This is a genomic window from Streptomyces sp. McG3, assembly GCF_018619185.1.
Taxonomy (GTDB): Bacteria; Actinomycetota; Actinomycetes; order Streptomycetales; family Streptomycetaceae; genus Streptomyces.
In genome coordinates this window covers 1-17082 of sequence record NZ_JAAXYC010000065.1, presented here as the reverse complement: position 1 = coordinate 17082, position 17082 = coordinate 1, and the positions used below count along the sequence as shown (strand labels likewise).

The 17082-nt window shown below is 71.2% G+C and carries 20 protein-coding genes; 10 read left to right on the top strand and 10 right to left on the bottom strand.

The window, feature by feature from the left end; genetic code table 11:
• Nucleotides 1-52: 52 nt before the first annotated feature.
• A complete protein-coding gene (locus tag HET64_RS13710; RefSeq protein ID WP_215105255.1) occupies nucleotides 53-1189 on the top strand; it encodes a DUF6397 family protein in 1137 nt (378 codons plus the stop codon).
• Nucleotides 1190-1228: 39 nt separating this feature from the next.
• Nucleotides 1229-1717 carry a GNAT family N-acetyltransferase gene (locus HET64_RS13705; RefSeq protein ID WP_215105284.1) on the top strand — a complete coding sequence of 163 codons (489 nt, stop codon included), beginning with the start codon at nucleotides 1229-1231 and terminating at the stop codon, nucleotides 1715-1717.
• 50 nt (nucleotides 1718-1767) lie between these two features.
• On the opposite strand, the gene HET64_RS13700 is transcribed toward HET64_RS13705, so the two are convergent.
• On the bottom strand, nucleotides 1768-2469 hold the full coding sequence (locus tag HET64_RS13700; protein WP_215105253.1) for a histidine phosphatase family protein: 702 nt from the start codon (nucleotides 2467-2469) through the stop codon (nucleotides 1768-1770).
• A gap of 247 nt (nucleotides 2470-2716) precedes the next feature.
• Between HET64_RS13700 and HET64_RS13695 the strand changes: the two genes are divergently transcribed.
• Nucleotides 2717-3358 (top strand): LAETG motif-containing sortase-dependent surface protein, encoded by a 642-nt coding sequence (locus HET64_RS13695; RefSeq protein ID WP_215105251.1) that lies wholly within the window; start codon nucleotides 2717-2719, stop codon nucleotides 3356-3358.
• 63 nt (nucleotides 3359-3421) lie between these two features.
• On the opposite strand, the gene HET64_RS13690 is transcribed toward HET64_RS13695, so the two are convergent.
• On the bottom strand, nucleotides 3422-5554 hold the full coding sequence (locus tag HET64_RS13690; protein ID WP_215105249.1) for a SpoIIE family protein phosphatase: 2133 nt from the start codon (nucleotides 5552-5554) through the stop codon (nucleotides 3422-3424).
• A gap of 239 nt (nucleotides 5555-5793) precedes the next feature.
• Between HET64_RS13690 and HET64_RS13685 the strand changes: the two genes are divergently transcribed.
• Entirely contained in the window at nucleotides 5794-6897 is a 1104-nt protein-coding gene (locus HET64_RS13685; RefSeq protein ID WP_215105247.1) for an enoyl-CoA hydratase/isomerase family protein, read from the top strand.
• Nucleotides 6898-6930: 33 nt separating this feature from the next.
• Here the strand turns inward: HET64_RS13685 and HET64_RS13680 are convergent, their stop codons facing one another.
• Both HET64_RS13680 and HET64_RS13675 read right to left on the bottom strand, forming a co-directional pair.
• Nucleotides 6931-7170, bottom strand: a complete 240-nt coding sequence (locus HET64_RS13680; RefSeq protein WP_215105246.1) for a hypothetical protein — start codon at nucleotides 7168-7170, stop codon at nucleotides 6931-6933.
• 32 nt (nucleotides 7171-7202) lie between these two features.
• Nucleotides 7203-7730, bottom strand: coding sequence for a hypothetical protein (locus HET64_RS13675; RefSeq protein ID WP_215105244.1), 528 nt, complete (start codon nucleotides 7728-7730; stop codon nucleotides 7203-7205).
• Nucleotides 7731-7944: 214 nt separating this feature from the next.
• Between HET64_RS13675 and HET64_RS13670 the strand changes: the two genes are divergently transcribed.
• Entirely contained in the window at nucleotides 7945-8787 is an 843-nt protein-coding gene (locus HET64_RS13670; protein WP_215105242.1) for a pentapeptide repeat-containing protein, read from the top strand.
• Between the two features lie 30 nt (nucleotides 8788-8817).
• On the opposite strand, the gene HET64_RS13665 is transcribed toward HET64_RS13670, so the two are convergent.
• The 5 genes from HET64_RS13665 to HET64_RS13645 all read right to left on the bottom strand — a co-directional run bounded on the left by HET64_RS13665 (nucleotide 8818) and on the right by HET64_RS13645 (nucleotide 11923).
• Complete coding sequence (locus HET64_RS13665) at nucleotides 8818-9336, bottom strand: SRPBCC family protein (RefSeq protein ID WP_215105240.1); 519 nt, start codon at nucleotides 9334-9336, stop codon at nucleotides 8818-8820.
• 201 nt (nucleotides 9337-9537) lie between these two features.
• Entirely contained in the window at nucleotides 9538-10128 is a 591-nt protein-coding gene (locus HET64_RS13660) for a hypothetical protein (protein WP_215105238.1), read from the bottom strand.
• Between the two features lie 4 nt (nucleotides 10129-10132).
• A complete protein-coding gene (locus HET64_RS13655) occupies nucleotides 10133-11170 on the bottom strand; it encodes a DUF6286 domain-containing Asp23/Gls24 family envelope stress response protein (protein ID WP_215105236.1) in 1038 nt (345 codons plus the stop codon).
• Nucleotides 11167-11394: a hypothetical protein gene (locus tag HET64_RS13650; protein WP_308370027.1), complete on the bottom strand. Its 228-nt coding sequence runs from the start codon at nucleotides 11392-11394 to the stop codon at nucleotides 11167-11169. The genes HET64_RS13655 and HET64_RS13650 overlap by 4 nt, the downstream gene beginning before the upstream one ends.
• 4 nt (nucleotides 11395-11398) lie before the next feature.
• Entirely contained in the window at nucleotides 11399-11923 is a 525-nt protein-coding gene (locus HET64_RS13645) for an Asp23/Gls24 family envelope stress response protein (RefSeq protein WP_215105234.1), read from the bottom strand.
• A gap of 292 nt (nucleotides 11924-12215) precedes the next feature.
• On the opposite strand from HET64_RS13645, the gene HET64_RS13640 reads away from it, so the two are divergent.
• The 3 genes from HET64_RS13640 to HET64_RS13630 are packed head-to-tail and all read left to right on the top strand — an operon-like array spanning nucleotide 12216 to nucleotide 13872.
• Entirely contained in the window at nucleotides 12216-12803 is a 588-nt protein-coding gene (locus HET64_RS13640) for an RNA polymerase sigma factor (protein ID WP_215105232.1), read from the top strand.
• On the top strand, nucleotides 12794-13537 hold the full coding sequence (locus tag HET64_RS13635; RefSeq protein WP_215105230.1) for a hypothetical protein: 744 nt from the start codon (nucleotides 12794-12796) through the stop codon (nucleotides 13535-13537). Before HET64_RS13640 ends, HET64_RS13635 begins: the two co-directional genes overlap by 10 nt.
• Complete coding sequence (locus tag HET64_RS13630; RefSeq protein ID WP_215105228.1) at nucleotides 13534-13872, top strand: Asp23/Gls24 family envelope stress response protein; 339 nt, start codon at nucleotides 13534-13536, stop codon at nucleotides 13870-13872. Before HET64_RS13635 ends, HET64_RS13630 begins: the two co-directional genes overlap by 4 nt.
• Nucleotides 13873-13962: 90 nt before the next feature.
• Here the strand turns inward: HET64_RS13630 and HET64_RS13625 are convergent, their stop codons facing one another.
• A complete protein-coding gene (locus HET64_RS13625; RefSeq protein ID WP_308370025.1) occupies nucleotides 13963-14700 on the bottom strand; it encodes an NAD(P)-binding domain-containing protein in 738 nt (245 codons plus the stop codon).
• Nucleotides 14701-14995: 295 nt separating this feature from the next.
• Between HET64_RS13625 and ctaD the strand changes: the two genes are divergently transcribed.
• Both ctaD and HET64_RS13615 read left to right on the top strand, forming a co-directional pair.
• The gene (gene ctaD / locus HET64_RS13620) at nucleotides 14996-16669 is read left to right on the top strand and encodes a cytochrome c oxidase subunit I (protein WP_215105279.1); all 1674 of its coding nucleotides are present in this window, start codon (nucleotides 14996-14998) and stop codon (nucleotides 16667-16669) included.
• 49 nt (nucleotides 16670-16718) lie between these two features.
• Nucleotides 16719-17060 carry a hypothetical protein gene (locus HET64_RS13615; protein WP_215105224.1) on the top strand — a complete coding sequence of 114 codons (342 nt, stop codon included), beginning with the start codon at nucleotides 16719-16721 and terminating at the stop codon, nucleotides 17058-17060.
• Nucleotides 17061-17082 lie beyond the last annotated feature (22 nt).

The following is a 17082-nucleotide window of genomic DNA, read 5'->3' as shown; positions in this document are numbered from 1 at the left end:
CTCGGGCTACCGTAATCACGGAGAGTAATCGTGTCGACGGGGGAGGACAGTCATGACGGTCAAGGAAGTGTTCCGGGCGCACGCCGGTATCCAGGTCGCGGACACCCGGGTGCAGGCCGCGCCGGCCAAGGCCCGGGGGACACGGGCCAACGGCATGAGCGCACGGGGCGATGCCCACGCCGGGGACGTCAGGGCGGAGCCGGAGAGCGAGGGCGGGCGAACCGCGTCCGCCTCCCCGGCGGCGACGGTCGCGGCCGGGCGCGCGGCCCAGGAGCTGGGCATCCGGCGTGCGGAGTTCGAGCTCGCGGTGCACCTGGGGCTGATCGCCGTCGTCGGCGCACCGGGCGGTGGGCGGCCACGGGTGCACGAGGAGGAGATCGCGCGCCTGCGGGCACAGCCGGGCTTTCCCGATGGTCTGGTGGAGCGGGTCCGCACCGTCGGAACAGCGGAAGGAGCGGCCCTGCTGGGCATCGCCCCGGCGCGGTTCACCCGGCTCGCCCGAGCAGGATGCGTCTCGCCGGTCACGTTCTATCTGAACCGGTATCGCGCGGTGGTCTGGCTCTACCTCGCGGACGAGCTTGCCGCCTTCGCGGCCCGGGAACCCGACCTGCTGGCCGGAAGGACGCCGGTGGGGATGCGCTCGATGCTCGAATCAGGTGCCGACTGGCGGCCGCGCAACTGGCGCTCGCAGCGCATCGACCGGCTGCTGAACCGCACGCGGGACCCCTGGGTGCGAACGGCGGTCCAGGCGTCGGCACTGGACCCCATGCAACTGGCGGAAGTGGTGGACGACCCCTATGAACGCGCCTATCTCGTGCGGGTCCGGCCGGAGCCGGTCTTCGGACGCCCTGGCTCCATGGCGGCGAGGGAGGCCATGGGGGAGCTGGTGCTGGCCGATGACCCCGACGAAATCCTCTGGCGACGGGTCAACCTGACGCTGGAGCTGGACGCGGCACGCGAGGACCGGCCGGCCCCGCGCCCCGGGGACGACGGTGCGACCCGAGCGGCGCCCGCCGTCCGGACCGGCGCCGGCACCCGTACCGGGACCGGGACCGCGCTCGCGGCACCCGTGGCCGAGCCGGCTCCGCCACCCGCCGGCGCCGGGGCGTCACACCCCGCCGCGGCGGGTGTGCCGAGCGGAAAGGGGCTGCTCGCAAGGCTGGGGTGGCGTGGGCGTGGAGCCGGATAGGTGTTCGCGCCGATCGTCCGGATGGGCCATGCTGTCCGCATGCTGATCAGGGAAGCAACCTCCGAGGACTGGCCTGCCATCTGGCCGTTCTTCCACGCGATCGTCTCCGCGGGCGAGACGCTCACCTATCCACTCGATCTCGGTGAGGACGACGCCGAGGGATGGTGGTTCGTCGCGGCGCCGAGCCGAGTGGTCGTCGCCGTGGACGATGCCGGTACCGTGCTGGGCACGGCGAAGATGAACCGCAACCACATGGGCAACGGAGCGCACATAGCCAGCGCCACGTACATGGTCGACCCCGCTCACTCCGGCCGGGGAGTGGGGCGCGCGCTGTGCGAGTACTCGGTCGACTGGGCTCGCGCCGAAGGTTATCGGGCCATGCAGTTCAACGCGGTGGTCGAGACCAACACCCACGCCGTCAAGCTGTACCGCTCGATCGGCTTCGACGTGATCGGAACCCTTCCGGAAGGCTTCAAGCATCCGATCGAGGGCTATGTGGGGCTTCACATCATGCACAAGGCGCTGTGACGACCGTCTTCACAGTCCCAGGCCCTCATCGAAGGGTGCGAGCGCGGTGATCAGCCGAAGGGATGATCCGTTGTGGATCCAAGCTCCGGGCCCGGCAGTGTACGACCTGCGGGGCCGGCGTCCGCCGCGCCGCTCGCGCTGGCCCCCGGGACGACGGTCCCGGCCCAGGAGAGAGCCGTCCATCCCGAGTCCGGTGAGCCCTCGACCACCACCACGCCCGTGTTCTCCAGGCTGTGTTCGGCGGCGAACCCGACCGTGACGTTCCGTGCGCGGGCGGCCGCCCACACCCGGATAGCGGCACCATGACTGACGAGCGCCACGGTCCCGCGCTCCCCGTCGCCCGCTGCCTCGGCCACCACGGCGTCGAAGCGGGACAGCGCCTCCGTCCCGTTCTCACCCCCGGGCATCCGGCGGGCGACGTCCCCGGCGGACCAGGCGAAGGCGGTCGTCAGGTATCGCCGGACCGCGTCCTCGTCAGCCCGCATCTCCAGGTCACCGGCCGACAGTTCGCGGATCCCGTCGCGGATCCGGACCTCGATGCCGCGCTCCGCGGCGAGGGGCGCGGCCGTGAGTTGGGTACGGGTCAGGGTGGAGGCGTACAAGGAGGCGATGTCCTCCCCGGCGAGTGCCCCGGGGAGGGCGGCTGCCTGCCGCAGCCCCAGGTCGGTGAGGCCGGGGCCGGGGCGGGCGGTGTCCAGGAAGTGGCCGACGTTGGACGGTGTCTGGCCGTGACGGATCAGCAGCAATCGCATAGAACGGGTCATGCTCCAGGCTCAGGCGCGTGGGTGGCGGCAGATAGATGCGCGGTCCACCCTCTCATTCGGCCGGACCGGAGGACAGTGCGACGTGAGGCCTGCCCGCGTTGCCGGAAGTAACGGGGCGGTGCCCGGAGTTGGTGCGACGGGTTACGCATGGGGCGACTGCGCCGTTCCTGGACGATGGCAGTACTGTGCGCCCCACCGCCATTCGGGCGATGAGACGTATCTGGAGGAAGAATCCATGACCATACCCAGGAGATCGTGGCGTGGCGCGGGAGCACTCGTGGCCGCTGCGGTCGTCGGTCTGACCGGAGGCGTCATCTCCGCCGGTCCGGCCGCGGCTCACACCCCCACCTGGGCCGTGACCTGCTCCGAGGTGACTGTTGACCTCACCAACTACACGAGCGATGTCCCCAACACGGTGACCGTCACGGTGGACGGGAAGGGCCTGCTGCCCACCGAGACGTTCGGCCGTGAGTTCCACAAGAAGCTGACGCTTCCCGAGCACGACGAGCCGGTGACCGTCCGACTGGTCGTCAAGGACGGCGACGGCGAAGGCAAGCACTCCATCGACGAGACGAAGACGGCGGAGGTGTGCGACGAGGAGCCCACGCCGACCCCGACCCCGACCGAGTCGGTCCCGGGCGAGCCGACCCCGTCGGAGACGCCGTCCACCGGGACGCCCGAGCCGAGTGCCACCCCCAGTGAGCAGCCTTCGGAGTCCGCGCCCGCCGTGCCCGCCCCGAGCCCGAGCTCGCCGGACCTGGCCGAGACCGGCTCGTCGTCGTCGACGCCGGTCATCGGGGGCGCCGCCCTCGCGGTGCTGCTGGCCGGTGGCGGCATCCTGTGGGCCGTCCGCAAGCGGCGTACCGCCCAGAACTGACGCTCCGCGGTCGAGGGGGGTGCCGCCATCACCGCGGTGATGGCGGCACCCCCTTTCCGTCCGTCACCGTTCCGCGACCGTCCGGGGCGGTGTGGTGGCCGGCGGGGGAGCGGGGCCGATCTCGCACCAGACGGCCTTGCCCTCGCCCCTCGGCTCGATGCCCCAGCGCGTGGCGACCGCGTCGAGCAGGAGCAGCCCCCGCCCTGATGTGGACGTCTCGCCCGGCGTACGCCGACGGGGCCAGGCGCTGGAACGGTCCTGGACCGACAGCCGGATCCGCCGCACCGGTTCGGGCAACACCTCCAGCGTCAGGACGGCCCCGCCCTCGGTGTGCAGCAGCACGTTCACCAACAACTCGCCCGTGACCAACTCGGCATCGTCGGCGAACTCGGCCATGTCCCAGTCGGCGAGGGCCTGGCGCACGATCGCGCGGGCGTCCGAGAGCCCTTCGGGATCCGCCTGGTGAATGTACTGGTGCAGCCGCGGCGCGTGCGACGACCCCACGTCGGGGCTTCGGCGCAGGACGAGGAGTGCCACATCGTCCCCCGACCCCCACCGTTCCCACAGCCGTTCCGACAGGTGATCCGCCAGTGCCTCGGCCCCGGCGGGCCCGGCGCTCACCTCGTTGCGCAGCGCGTCGATCCCGGTGTCCAGGTCGGCTCCGGGCTCCTCCACCAGCCCGTCCGTGTACAGGACGAACGTCTCACCGGGCACCAGGTCCAGCCGGGTCTCCGGGTACTCCTCGTCCTGGAGGTCCGTGGAGGTGCCCAGCGGCAGGCCGCCGCGCACCTGCGGGCTGCCGACCCGCCCGTCGAGGTGGCGGATCAACGGGCCGAGGTGCCCGGCCCGTACCACCTGCGCCGCTCCGGACGCCAGGTCGACCTGGGCGTAGGTGCAGGTGGCGAAGCGGTCGGTGTCCAGTTCGGCCAGGAATCGGGAGGCCCGTGCCAGCACGGTGGCCGGCGGGTGCCCCTCGGCGGCGTACGCGCGCAGGGCGATGCGCAACTGGCCCATGATCGCGGCCGCGTGGGTGTCGTGTCCTTGTACGTCCCCCACGACCAGTCCGTATCGGTTCTTGGGCAGGGTGATCACGTCGTACCAGTCGCCACCGACCTGCCGGCCGCTCCACGCCGCGTGGTACCGGACCGCGATCTCGCCGCCCTCGACGTCCTGTATCCGGGGCGGGAGCATCGCGGACTGGAGCTGGGTGGCGAACTCCCGCTCCTCGTCGAAGAGCATCGCCCGTTGCAGGGACTGGGCCACGATGGCAGCGAGGCCCAGGCACAGGATGCGCTCGTCCGCGTTGAAGACCGTGCGCTCGCGGTAGAAGAGGGCCAGACCACCGAGCGACCGGGCCTGGGCCACCAGCGGAAGATACGCCGCCGCCCGAAACCTCAGCCTCCCGAGATGCGGCTCCAGTTCCGGGTAGCGACGGGCCAGCGCTGAGAGGGAGGTGATGAACCGGGGGCGTCCGCTGCGGATGGTGTCCGCGAGGGGGAGGTTGCGGTCGAGATCACCGGAGCCGAGTCCGTCGAGCACCTCGAGTGACTCGCCGCTCAGGGCGACGATGTTCAGCGCGGAATTCTCCACGAGCCCCAGCGCGAGGCCGTCGGCGCCGAGCCGGGCCAGCCCGCCGGGTCCGGTGAGGGCTGCCGTCACGTCGTCCACGGTCACCGCACGGGACATGGCGCTCGTTGTCCGTTCAACGATATTTGTCTGGCGCTGCCGCCGCTTTTCCAGATCGAGAACGAAGGCCGAATGGGTGACCTCCGCCGTCGCGTCCCGGACGACGCCCACGATCCGGTGCGCCCTTCCGTCCTTCGATCGCAGAATGCGGGCCTGGACATGGGTCCACTGCGTGGTCCCGTCGTCCAGCGGCACACGGAAGTGGACGCTGTAGGAATTGCTGCCGCCCGTGATGGCCTCGTCGATCGTGACGTCGAGCCGGGCCCGTTCCGCCGGTTCCAGGTGCTCCAGCAGAGCGCCCGGGCGCGCGTCGAACGACGCAGGATCCACGCCGAACACCATCAGCCCGGCCTCGTCGATGTCCAGGGTCCGGGTGTCCAGATCCCAGTCGAAGCTGCCGGTCCGATTCATGGCGAGGCGTTCCGTCGGCCGGATCTCACCGTTGGTCTTCCGGTCGATCCGGCGGAGCGGAGAGGCCTCGGCGTCCTGCCGCCGTTCGTCGTCGGTCATGCCAGCTCCGGAGGTCGTCCGGCGGGGCCGCACGTCGGCGGACCCCGTAGGCCTCAATTGTCGAGCCGCAACCATCGGAGTGCCACAGCGGCTCGGCCGCGAACCCTCACGCCCGCGCCCCACGCGCCCGCATACCCGCTCCCGGGCCGGTCCGGGGGGCGCGGGGCGGCAGCGGAAGGCCGTCAGCGACCATGGAGGGCGTCCCACGTGTCCACGAGCTCAGCGAGCGGAGCGCACGCATGAACGACGACCGGCCCGTCCTGCTGGAGAAGAGGGGCACATGTCTGCACCTCACACTGAACCGCCCCCGGGCGCTCAACGCTCTCAGCCACACCATGGTGCGGCTTCTCGACGAGGCCCTGTCCCGCGCCGAGCAGGACGAATCGATCGCGTCGGTCCTGCTGTCCGGGGCCGGCGACCGGGGCCTGTGCGCCGGTGGCGACATTCGGGCCCTGCACGACGACGCACGGGCCTCGGGACGCGCGTCCCTGGAGTTCTGGCGTGACGAGTACCGCCTCAATGCCCGCATCGCCCGATTCCCCAAGCCGTACGTCGCACTGATGGACGGCATCGTGATGGGCGGAGGAGTCGGGGTGTCCGCACACTCGGGAATCCGTGTCGTCACCGAACGCTCACGCGTCGCCATGCCCGAGACCGCGATCGGCTTCGTGCCCGATGTCGGGGGCACCCGCCTGCTGGCCACCGCCCCCGGCGAACTGGGCACCCATCTGGCGCTCACTGGCCGATCCGTCGGGGCGGCCGACGCCGTTCTCTGCGGTCTGGCCGATCATCACGTCCCTGCCCGCCTCCTGCCTGCCCTGACCGAGGCACTGGGAGAGCCGGCCGGCCAGGACCCGTCGGTGGCGGGCATCGTCCAGCGGTTCGCCACGGACCCGCCGTCCGGCGAGCTCGCGGCGCAACGCGACTGGATCGACGATTGCTACGCGGCGGACAGCGTGGAGGAGATCCTCCGGCGGCTGCGTGAGAGCGGTGTTACCGCGGCGGAGGCGGCATCGGACGAACTCCTGACCAAGTCGCCGCTCGCGCTCAAGGTGACGCTCGCCGCAGTCCGCCGGGCAGCCCGGCTCGACAGCCTGGAGGCCGTTCTCGACCAGGAGTTCCGTGTCTCCAGCCGGGCGTTCGAACACCCAGATTTCGTGGAAGGGGTGCGAGCCCGGATCATCGACAAGGACAACGCACCGCAGTGGAAGCCGGGCTCCCTCGCCGAGGTCGACGACCAGGAGGTCGCCCGGTTCTTCGCACCGCTCGGCCCCGGCGAACAGGAGCTCGGACTCGCTCCGGAACCCACGTGCACCCCCGCCTACGGGGGACAGGCCGGATAGGACGGACCGGCGGGTGCCGGGCCGACGCCGGCCCTACCGCCCCGCCTGTCTGTCGCTGCCGGAGAGGCTCGGCTGCAGTGCCCGTACGAGAGCGAACAGCCGGTCCTCGTTGCCCGTCAGCCCCGCGCTGCGCAGGGCATGGTCGGCCTCCCGCATCGGAGAGTTGAGCAGCGGCAGGTAGACCGGTGCGTCGTCGGGGTCCGCGAGCGCTGCCCGGGTGGCTTCCAGCAGCCGGACGTACGCCTGCGCCGCGGCGAGCTCGTCGTTGTCCATCTCAGCGTCTCCTCCTCAGAGCTGTCGGACCGTCAAGCATCCCCCATGGGTCTGACAACGCCGTCCCACGCCCGGTCCTGCCCGCCGGACAACCCGCTCGGCGGCTCCACCTCCAGGTAACGCCGTCTGCGGGGCCCTCGGTAGAGCAGGACCGTCCAGCCCAGTTCCCGCAAGGCCGAAGCGCAGCCGGCCAGCGCCGCCTCCTCGTCATGAGCGGCGCCGCTGCGGGGAGGTCCGGTCCACTCGACCCGTGCCGAACCTGCCGACTCCCCGTCGCTCACCCGGTACCCGGCCGACACGCGTTGTCCCGACGGGTCGACGGCCGAAGGTGTGGCCCCTGACCTTTCCAGAGCCAACGCGATCGCCCTGACCGGGCGGTTCACCTCCCACGGAGCCGGTGCGGCCACGGGGTCGGGCCGCCCGGCGCCGGTGAGCCGGCGGATCTGCAGCAGCCCCTCGAACGCGGTCCGCACCGAAGCGGCCCGTGCCGCCGCGGGTTCGGCGGCCGGTGGGCCGTCGCCGGTCGCGGGCTCGAATCCGTTGCTCTCCTCGGTGCCCATGTGTCCCCCTCGCGATCCATACCGTGCCCAGTCTGCACCGGCGGCGGCAGGCGGTACCCCTGGGGATCCGCAAGGGTCGACGGGTGCCGTGGCCGACGGCGCTGAACAGAGCCGACAGGGGCCGCCGGGAGTGCCACCTCCCGGCCCGTCGGTAGACTCGTGTGCTCTGCACCCGTACTTTCCGCAGCACCCTTCACGCGAGGACCCGCCGCCCGTGCCCGACAACGAACCGACCGCCGTGCCCGACAACGGACGGGAGGCCCTGCGCGCGGACTGCGCGAACTGTTTCGCTCTGTGCTGCGTCGCCCTCACGCTGACGGCCTCGGCGGACTTCGCCATCGACAAGGACGCCGGGCGGCCCTGCCCCAACCTTCAGAAGGACTTCCGCTGCGGCATCCACACCCGGCTGCGGCCGAAGGGCTTCTCCGGCTGCACCGTGTACGACTGCTTCGGCGCCGGCCAGCAGGTCTCCCAGGTGACCTACGGTGGCCGTGACTGGCGTACGTACCCCGACCTCGCCGCGCAGATGTTCCAGGTGTTCCCGGTCATGCGTCAGCTCCACGAACTGCTGTGGTACCTCACCGAGGCCCTTACCCTGCCTGACGCACGTCCCCTGCATGGCGAGATCCGCCGGGCCCTCGCAGAGACGGAACGGCACACCACACGGCCGGGCGTCGACTTCGCGGAACTTGACGTCGCCGGTCACCGCGATCGGGTCGCCGGGCTGCTCCTGCGCACCAGCGAACTCGTCCGGGCGGCCGCGCCCCGCCGCAAGAAGCGCAACCACCGTGGTGCGGACCTCATCGGGGCCCGCCTGCGCGGAGCCGACCTGCGCGCGGCGGACCTCCGCGGGGCCTATCTGATCGCCGCCGATCTCACCGGCGCCGACCTCCGCCTGGCCGACCTCATCGGCGCGGACTTCCGTGACGCCGACCTCTCGGGCGCCGACCTCACGGGAAGCCTGTTCCTCACCCAGGCCCAGCTCAACGCCGCCAAGGGCAATGCGAAGACAGCACTTCCCACATCCCTGAGCCGCCCTCCGCACTGGGCCGCCTGACCACCTGGTTCACCTGACCGTCTGGCATGCCTAGCTTCCGGTGCCCCGGACGTCCGCCTCCAGGGCTGCCTTGAGACGCTTCAGCGTCGTACGGATGTTGCCGCCCTGGAACTGCGCGAAGGTCTTCCCGCCCGTCGCGACGCGATCGAACGCGTTGGCGAGGAAGTCAGGCCAACGACGCCGGTCATCGGTCCAGGTCTCGGTGACCCGGGTCGCGCCGTCCACCGCCTCGAAACGGTACTCCCACGTTGCGATCGGCCCCGGGAGCAGAGGGCGCCGCAGCCCGATCGCGTGCACCCGGAAGGCGAAGCGCTCGCCGGGGTCGGCCGCCGTCACGGTGCACCGTGTCGTCCAGCGCGCCGCACCGCGCTTGTTCCGGCCCTCGAAGACCATGCCGACGTACGCATCACGCCGCTCGCCGTGCACGGTCGCGCCACGGTTCTCCGGGCTCCAACGCCCCATCGCCGTGGGGTCGCTGAGCTGTTCATAGACTTGCTCCGGGCTGGCGCCGATGACGATGCTGTCTGCTACGGACATGGTGCGGGGCACGGTGAGACTCCTTGTCCACGGCCGTTGACGGGCCACGCCCGGGTGCCGTACGGGCCGTGGGCCGACATCCCGGAGCCCATACCTTACTCGTGAGTAGTTCTGTGGGTGCGCGGGTGGGAGCAGCTCCGGAGTGCCCCCACGCACAGCCGTGAACGGCGGCCCGACCACCGTGGGGCGACCCGGCACACGGGCCGCGGCGGTTCAACGCGTGCGGCGCTCCCTGCGGTTCGCGACCCGGACCCGTACGTCGGCCGACAGACGCTGTACGCCGCCGCTGTCACGGGCGTCCGCGATGGCCCCGGCCACGGACCGCACGACCTGCGCAGGCCGGGCCCCGGGCTCCGCGACCACCGTCACCACCGTCCGCGGTGGCCGGCCCACCAGACGCACGCGGGCACGCGCCACGTTGTCGAACGCCGCCACCTGTGTGGTCATCGCCCGTTCCCAGGCACGCCTGCGCAATACCGGCCCGCTCCGTGGCAGCACCGACCAACGGGTCCTGCCCGACCGCGCCTGACGGGCCAACCACCACACCAGCAGCGCCAGAACGAGGGCGAGCCCGGCGATCAGCGCGAGGCTCCACCAACTGTTCTCCCGGAGCCGTGCCGTCAATCCGCGGTCCAGCAACACCCCGTCCGACGCGGGCGTCGGCCACCAGTGCGGGACGCGGTCCACCACCGGGACCCACGCCGAACCATCACCCACGGCCACCCAGCCGCCGCAGACCACCAGCACCAGCCCGGCGACACCGAGCAGCGACCGGTTGACCGCGCCACGCCTGATCACCGACATCCCCTCACACCTCTCTCTGTTCAGCCGGAGCCGGAGCCGGAGCCGCTGCCGCTGCCGTCGTCGTCGTCGAAGCGGCTGCGGATTCCGTCGGCTCCGCGATGGACGGCGGCGGCCCGTGCGGGTCACGCCGGACCCGGATCGCGACCCGCAGCGCGGGAGCCCGAGCCAGGCCCAGCTCCGGCAGGGCCGCTCCGGCCACCCGGACCACTTCGGCCCGCACCTGCTCCGGGCCGCCGTAGCCCACCTCTGCCAGCACCGTGACGCGTCGCCGCCGCACCCTCACCCGGACCCGAACCACTCCGGCCACGGAGGCGGTCCGGTCCTGGACGACCCGGGCTGCGGCCGAACGGTCGAGCGCCGCCCGCAGCCGCGGTTCGGGCGCGGTCATCGTCAGTCCGCGCCGGTGCCCCGGGAGCAGGGCACACCCCAGCAGCCATGCGCCGGTCAGCGCGGCCAGCATCCCGCCGACCCGGACCGCTGTGTCCGCCGGGCCGTGCGTCGACGCCCAGTCGACCAGCCAGGTCCTCCAAGCGGCGGGCGTGCTGCCGAGCCGGACCGCGATGACGTCCACCAGGAGCAGCGCACAGCCGGTGGCTCCGACGGCCGCCGTCAGTGCTGCGGGAATTCGGCGCTGGGCCCGGATCCGGCCGCCCGGGCCACCGCTCCGTATGGTGTGCTCCGCCCCGTGCGCCGCATCGTCTGCCCCGGAGGGCGCATCGTCCGAGGGTTCCCCGGCGGGGGGCAGCGGAATCACCGACAGTGCATCGATCCGGACGTCCGCGTGCGGAACGGACAGGCCCGTCAAGGCCGCCGTCCGGGTCCGTGCCCGCTCCCGGATCCGCTCAGCCGCCTCGTCCGCCCGTATCGGATACGGCAGCCGGATGCCGACCGTGACCCGCGCGGACGCGCCGCGCACCGAAGCGGAGCCGCGGGTCACCGCGCCGCCGTCGGGCAGCGCCTCGGCCACCGCCCGCTCGGCGATCCGCCGTACGGCGCGGGGGGCCACCGTCGTCGTACCACGCCCGGCGGCGGGGACCGTCATGGCCGCCGCCCCGCCACCGAGTCCAGGAACTCGCGGAGGCCGGTGCCCTGGTCGACGAGGTGTCCGACGAACCAGCCCACAGCGCCGAGCGACGCGACCACGAGGAAGGCACCGAACCCGCCGAACCAGCCCGCGAACCCCAGCGCCATGCCCGCCGCCGCCCCGTAGGCACCCCGGCCTGGCGCACCACCCGCCGGGCCGGACGCGTCCATCTTCCGTGTCACGCCGTCACGCCACGCGCGTCTCGGACGGGGCGACCTCGTCGTCGTCCTCGGGCAGATGCACGTCGTTGACCGTCACATTGACCTCGACGACCTCAAGGCCCGTGGTGCGCTCCACCGCCGCGATGACGTTTTCGCGGACGTCGTGCGCCACATCGGTGATCGCGACCCCGTACTCCACGACAAGGTCCAGATCGATGGCGGTCTGGCGCTCGCCCACCTCGACCTTGACGCCCCGTCCGACGTTCGGCCGGCCGCCCGGCACCCGGTCGCGGACCGCGCCGAGGGTGCGGGAGAGGCCGCCGCCCATGTCGTGGACGCCGGGGATCTCCCGGGCCGCCATCCCCGCGATCTTCACGACCACGGTGTCCGCGATGGAGGTGCGGCCCCGCGTCGCCGCCGGCTCGGCCGCCCCGGTCGCCCCGCTGCCGACCGTGGTCGTCCCGCCCGCGGAGCCGCTCTGCTTCGTCGTGCCTGTCCGCGAAGCTGCTCCCGCGGGGGGAACGGTAGCTGCTGGCTGGATGGTGGTCATGGAAACTCCTAGCGTCTCGCTCGGCTCGTTCTGCCTGACATTTCGTTGGACACGCTGTGCGCCGATTCGTCACGCGGGTTCGCGGATATTTCCCGGAAGCAGGACGACGGGCGACGGGGGCGACGGCAGTGCAGACAAAGCCGCGTGAGTGCGTGACGTTCGGCCTCGCGGTGTGTCCAACGACGAGAAGCGGTCACGAGGGCACGTGGAGAGACACGTGCAGGGTCGTGTGCCGGACGCGTACAGAAGCAGGAGCAGGCGTCGTGGAAATGAGCGGGGAAGGAGTTGGTCCGTGCCCGGCGACGGGAATCAGCTGACGGAGCGCGCGCCGGACGCCGCGCCGTCCGACGAGGCACTGCTGGTAGTGAGGGCGGGAGAGGGGGACGAGGAGGCCTTCGAGGTGCTCGTGCGCAGGCACGGCCCAGTGATGTTGCAACTGGCGACACGGCTTCTCGGCGACCGGGCGGACGCGGAGGACGCCGTACAGGACGCCTTCGTGAGCGCATGGCGCAAACTCCCCGAGTTCCGCCGGGACGCCTCCTTCCACACCTGGCTGTACCGCATCGTCACCAACCGCTGCCTCAACCGGCTCAGAGCCCGCAGACCTGCGGCGGACCTCGACTCGGTGCCCGAACAGGCCGCCCCCGAGCACCAGGCGTCCCCCGCCCGTGCGGTGGAGTCGCGGGCGGCCGTCGACGCGCTGACCGAGGCGATGGCGAGCCTCTCACCCGAACAGCGCGTGTGCTGGGTGCTGCGTGAGATGCAGGGACTGTCGTACGAGAGCATCGCGGGAACGGTCGGAATCAGTCTGCAGGCGGTCCGCGGCCGGGTCTTCCGGGCCCGCCGCTCCTTGACGGAGGCGATGAGCGCATGGCGATGAGCGCCAATCCGGACCGGCCGGAGGAGAGCCGGCACGAGGAGAGCCGATACGAGGAGGATGAGCGGCTCGGTTGCGGGCGCCTGCTCACCGACGTCTGGGAGGCGTGGGACACCGGGCGCTCGGCGGAGGACCCCCACTTCGCCGCATGCGCTTTCTGCTCGGCCGCCCTGGCCGACCTCACGGGCCTTGGCGACGCGGTACGCCGTACCTGTGAGCAGGAGCCCGGCACACCGGACACCACGGCCATAACGGCTCGTGTCATGGACCTCGTACGGCTCGAACTGCGCCCGGGACGCCCACTGCCGCTGGGAGAGCCGGGGGAGGACCACTGGATGGTCGAGTCCGCGGTCGCACGGATACTGCGGGCGGCGGTCGACAGCCTGCCCGGGGTGCGGGCCGGGAGCTGCCGTATCGCCCCTCTCGACCCGGCGGACCCCACCGGAGAGCTGCACATTCGGGTCGAGGTGGCGGCGAGCCTCGGCCTGCCCATGCCCGACCTGGCCGACGCCGTGCGCGCACGGGTCGCGGAGGTCGCCGACCGGGACATCGGTATCCGCCTCGCGACCACCGACGTTCTCGTTGTCGACATCCTCGACCCGGTGGACACTCTCGACGTCTTCTACGAGGACGTCGGCCACCGTGTGCACGGCGACGGAGACGGAGACGACGGTACGGTCATCGGCGGTCATGCGGACGGCCGGGCCGACGGACACGGGACGGGAGCAGCGCGATGACCGCGGACACAGTCCGGGACCGGGTGGCCGGGGCTGCCGCCGAGGCCGCTCGCGGCGTGCAGGGCGTCGCGTTCCTGCGCCCCGGCATGGCGGACCTGCTACGCACCCGGATCGGCGAGCGCACCCCTCGCCGCGCCCCACTGACCGGGAACAGGACTCCGGGGGTGCGGGTCGGCCGGGACGAGGGCGACGGCTGGCACATCGACATCCGATTCGTCCTGTGCCGCGGTCACCGGGCGCTCGACGTCACCAGGGCCGTACAGGCCGCGGTCGTCGCCGTGCTGCCGGAGGATCCGGTGGTCGCGCTGCGGATCACGGTGACGGGCGTCGTCTGAGGGCGGACGGCGCTCCGGCCGGGCGGGTACCCCCGTTTCCCGCTCGGCCGGAGTGGTCGCCCGGTCGTCCCTCCGGCGCGACGCCCGAGATCAGGCGCGCCACTCCGCGGTGCGCTCCTGCGATGCTTCCGCGAGGGCTTTCACGATGGCGTCGACATCGCCCTGGCTGCCGTACACCGGCGTGCCGGGCTGCTGGCGCCAGGATTCGTCCAGGCCGCCGCTGTCGACCGTGTCGAAGCCCAACTCGTCGATGAGGTCACGGACCGCTTGCTTGGCCGTCGGGTCGTCGCCCGCCACAGGGAGGGCCTGCCGGCCCGGACTGCCCTGCGGGCGGCCCCGGTCCAGGATGTCCTGTGCGTACGTGCCGTTGAACGCCTTGATCACGGGGTGACCGATCTGCTGCTCCGTCCACCGGCTCTCGGGCAGCCCGTCCTCGATGGCAGCGATGCGGCCGTCGCGCTGCTGCGGGTAGTAGTTGCCCGTGTCGATGACCGCCGCGCCCTCCGCCGCACCGTCGAGGAATCCGGCGGGCAGGTCGGGCACGGCCTTCAGCGGCACGGTGACGACGACTACCTGGGCGCCCCGCGCGGCCTCCGACGCGGGCACCGGCGTCGCCCCGGTCTCTTCGGCGAGGGCGGTGAGTGTCTGGGGGCCGCGGGAGTTGGCGACCGCGACCTCATGTCCGAGGGCGGTGAGGCGTCGCGTCAGGTTGCCGCCGATGTTGCCCGCGCCGATGATGCCGATCTTCATGGATCCGACCTTCCGAAGCTTGCCGAGTGGAGAAGAGTGGACTGGAGGGGGAGGGGAAAAGTGATTCTGTCGGTTCACCAACTCCGTTGCCGGAGAAGCTATTCCGATGTCCGCGAGGGAATATCCGATCGCCTCTCGGACGTTGATGTCGGGTTTCGGTGGCGCCGGCCGAGGAGGGGAGCGTTCGCCCTAGGCCATTTGAGTGTCCTTGTCGGCCGCTCGCCCCGGACGGGGAAGGATGTCCCACTGCACCGATCGCCGCGGGTCCATTCTGGTCGCCGAGTCCACACGGGCCGTCGACCGAAGGAGCGTCGTAGTGACGACGAGGGGCATCTCGCAACCGGTGGAGACCGATACCGCCGACCAGGACGAAATGCCGGTACGGCGCGGCGAACCCGGCAACGTGGTCATCAAGTGGATGACCACCACGGACCACAAGACGATCGGCACGCTCTACCTCGTCACCTCCTTTGCGTTCTTCTGCGTGGGAGGGCTCCTGGCGCTGGTGATGCGGGCCGAGCTGGCCCGGCCCGGTATCCAGCTGATCTCGAACGAGCAGTTCAACCAGGCGTTCACGATGCACGGCACGATCATGCTGCTGATGTTCGCGACGCCGTTGTTCGCCGGATTCGCGAACTGGATCATGCCGCTGCAGATCGGCGCGCCCGACGTGGCGTTTCCCCGCCTGAACATGTTCGCGTACTGGCTGTACCTGTTCGGCTCGCTCATCGCGGTGGCCGGATTCCTCACCCCGCAGGGTGCTGCCGACTTCGGCTGGTTCGCCTACGCCCCGCTCAACGACGCGGTCCGATCCCCAGGTATCGGCGCCGACATGTGGATCATGGGTCTGGCGTTCTCCGGCTTCGGCACGATCCTCGGCTCGGTCAACTTCATCACCACGATCATCTGCATGCGCGCACCCGGCATGACGATGTTCCGCATGCCGATCTTCGTCTGGAACGTCCTGCTGACCGGTGTTCTGGTCCTGCTGGCCTTCCCGGTCCTCGCCGCGGCCCTGCTGGCGCTGGAGGCCGACCGCAAGTTCGGTGCGCATGTCTTCGACGCGGCCAACGGCGGCGCCCTGCTGTGGCAGCACCTGTTCTGGTTCTTCGGCCACCCCGAGGTCTACATCATCGCCCTGCCGTTCTTCGGCATCGTCACGGAGATCTTCCCGGTCTTCAGCCGCAAGCCGGTCTTCGGCTATATCGGCCTGGTCGCGGCCACCATCGCCATCGCGGGCCTGTCCGCGACCGTGTGGGCGCACCACATGTTCGTCACGGGCGGGGTGCTGCTGCCGTTCTTCTCCTTCATGACCTTCCTCATCGCCGTGCCGACCGGCGTGAAGTTCTTCAACTGGATCGGCACGATGTGGAAGGGGTCGCTCTCCCTGGAGACCCCGATGCTCTGGGCCGTCGGGTTTCTGGTCACCTTCCTGTTCGGAGGTCTGACCGGGATCATCCTCGCCTCACCGCCATTGGACTTCCATGTCTCCGACTCGTACTTCGTCGTCGCCCACTTCCACTACGTGGTATTCGGCACCGTGGTGTTCGCGATGTTCGCCGGATTCCATTTCTGGTGGCCGAAGTTCACCGGGAAGATGCTGGACGAGCGGCTCGGGAAGATGACGTTCTGGACACTCTTCGTCGGATTCCACGGAACGTTCCTCGTTCAGCACTGGCTCGGCGCCGAAGGCATGCCGCGCCGTTACGCGGACTACCTCGACGCCGACGGCTTCACCGCGCTGAACACCATCTCCACCATTTCCTCTTTCCTGCTGGGCCTGTCGATCCTGCCGTTCTTCTACAACATCTGGAAGACCGCCAAGTACGGCAGGAAGGTCGAGGTCGACGACCCGTGGGGCTACGGCCGTTCGCTGGAATGGGCCACCTCCTGCCCGCCGCCCCGGCACAACTTCGTCACTCTGCCGCGGATCCGTTCCGAATCCCCGGCGTTCGACCTGCACCACCCGACGGTCCGCTCTCTGGAGGAAGCCACCAACCGCCCCGAGAACTCCACGATCGTCGCCCCGGGGGACCGGCACGAGTGAATGCGACCCACGCCCTTGACGAAGCGACGGAGTGGGAGAGGAGGTCGGGGTGAAACCCGACAAGGACTGCGCACGGGGCCTGGCGCAACTGGAAGGCTTTCTGCTGTGGAACGCCGAGGTCGAGCGGGCGCGACGACAGGCGCGCCGATTCACCGACCGGTTGCCCTGGTTGACCACAGCGCAGCGTGAGGACGTCGAGCGGGTGTTCGTCGCCGAACGCGTCACCGCTTCCCGGGAGTCGCTCACCCGCATCCGGGACCGCGCGGACGAACTGCGCGAAGAGTACGCCGGGCGCTACGCCCGGCTCCGGGCCCGCTGCGTCGCCGTCTCGGCCGGCGCGGTGGGTGCGGCGACCTGCCTCGGCACGGCGCTGGTGTTGGCCCTGCGCTGACCCCGACGGATCCGGTGGGGGG

What these genes read in the sequence shown, in the direction of transcription:
- HET64_RS13695 (WP_215105251.1), top strand. Translation starts at nt 2,717, where the DNA reads ATGACCATACCCAGGAGATCGTGGCGTGGCGCGGGAGCACTCGTGGCC.
- ctaD (WP_215105279.1), top strand. Translation starts at nt 14,996, where the DNA reads ATGCCGGTACGGCGCGGCGAACCCGGCAACGTGGTCATCAAGTGGATG.
- HET64_RS13710 (WP_215105255.1), top strand. Translation starts at nt 53, where the DNA reads ATGACGGTCAAGGAAGTGTTCCGGGCGCACGCCGGTATCCAGGTCGCG.
- HET64_RS13680 (WP_215105246.1), bottom strand. Translation starts at nt 7,170, where the DNA reads ATGGACAACGACGAGCTCGCCGCGGCGCAGGCGTACGTCCGGCTGCTG.
- HET64_RS13685 (WP_215105247.1), top strand. Translation starts at nt 5,794, where the DNA reads ATGAACGACGACCGGCCCGTCCTGCTGGAGAAGAGGGGCACATGTCTG.
- HET64_RS13630 (WP_215105228.1), top strand. Translation starts at nt 13,534, where the DNA reads ATGACCGCGGACACAGTCCGGGACCGGGTGGCCGGGGCTGCCGCCGAG.
- HET64_RS13660 (WP_215105238.1), bottom strand. Translation starts at nt 10,128, where the DNA reads ATGTCGGTGATCAGGCGTGGCGCGGTCAACCGGTCGCTGCTCGGTGTC.
- HET64_RS13635 (WP_215105230.1), top strand. Translation starts at nt 12,794, where the DNA reads ATGGCGATGAGCGCCAATCCGGACCGGCCGGAGGAGAGCCGGCACGAG.
- HET64_RS13655 (WP_215105236.1), bottom strand. Translation starts at nt 11,170, where the DNA reads ATGACGGTCCCCGCCGCCGGGCGTGGTACGACGACGGTGGCCCCCCGC.
- HET64_RS13705 (WP_215105284.1), top strand. Translation starts at nt 1,229, where the DNA reads ATGCTGATCAGGGAAGCAACCTCCGAGGACTGGCCTGCCATCTGGCCG.
- HET64_RS13645 (WP_215105234.1), bottom strand. Translation starts at nt 11,923, where the DNA reads ATGACCACCATCCAGCCAGCAGCTACCGTTCCCCCCGCGGGAGCAGCT.
- HET64_RS13690 (WP_215105249.1), bottom strand. Translation starts at nt 5,554, where the DNA reads ATGACCGACGACGAACGGCGGCAGGACGCCGAGGCCTCTCCGCTCCGC.
- HET64_RS13700 (WP_215105253.1), bottom strand. Translation starts at nt 2,469, where the DNA reads ATGCGATTGCTGCTGATCCGTCACGGCCAGACACCGTCCAACGTCGGC.
- HET64_RS13675 (WP_215105244.1), bottom strand. Translation starts at nt 7,730, where the DNA reads ATGGGCACCGAGGAGAGCAACGGATTCGAGCCCGCGACCGGCGACGGC.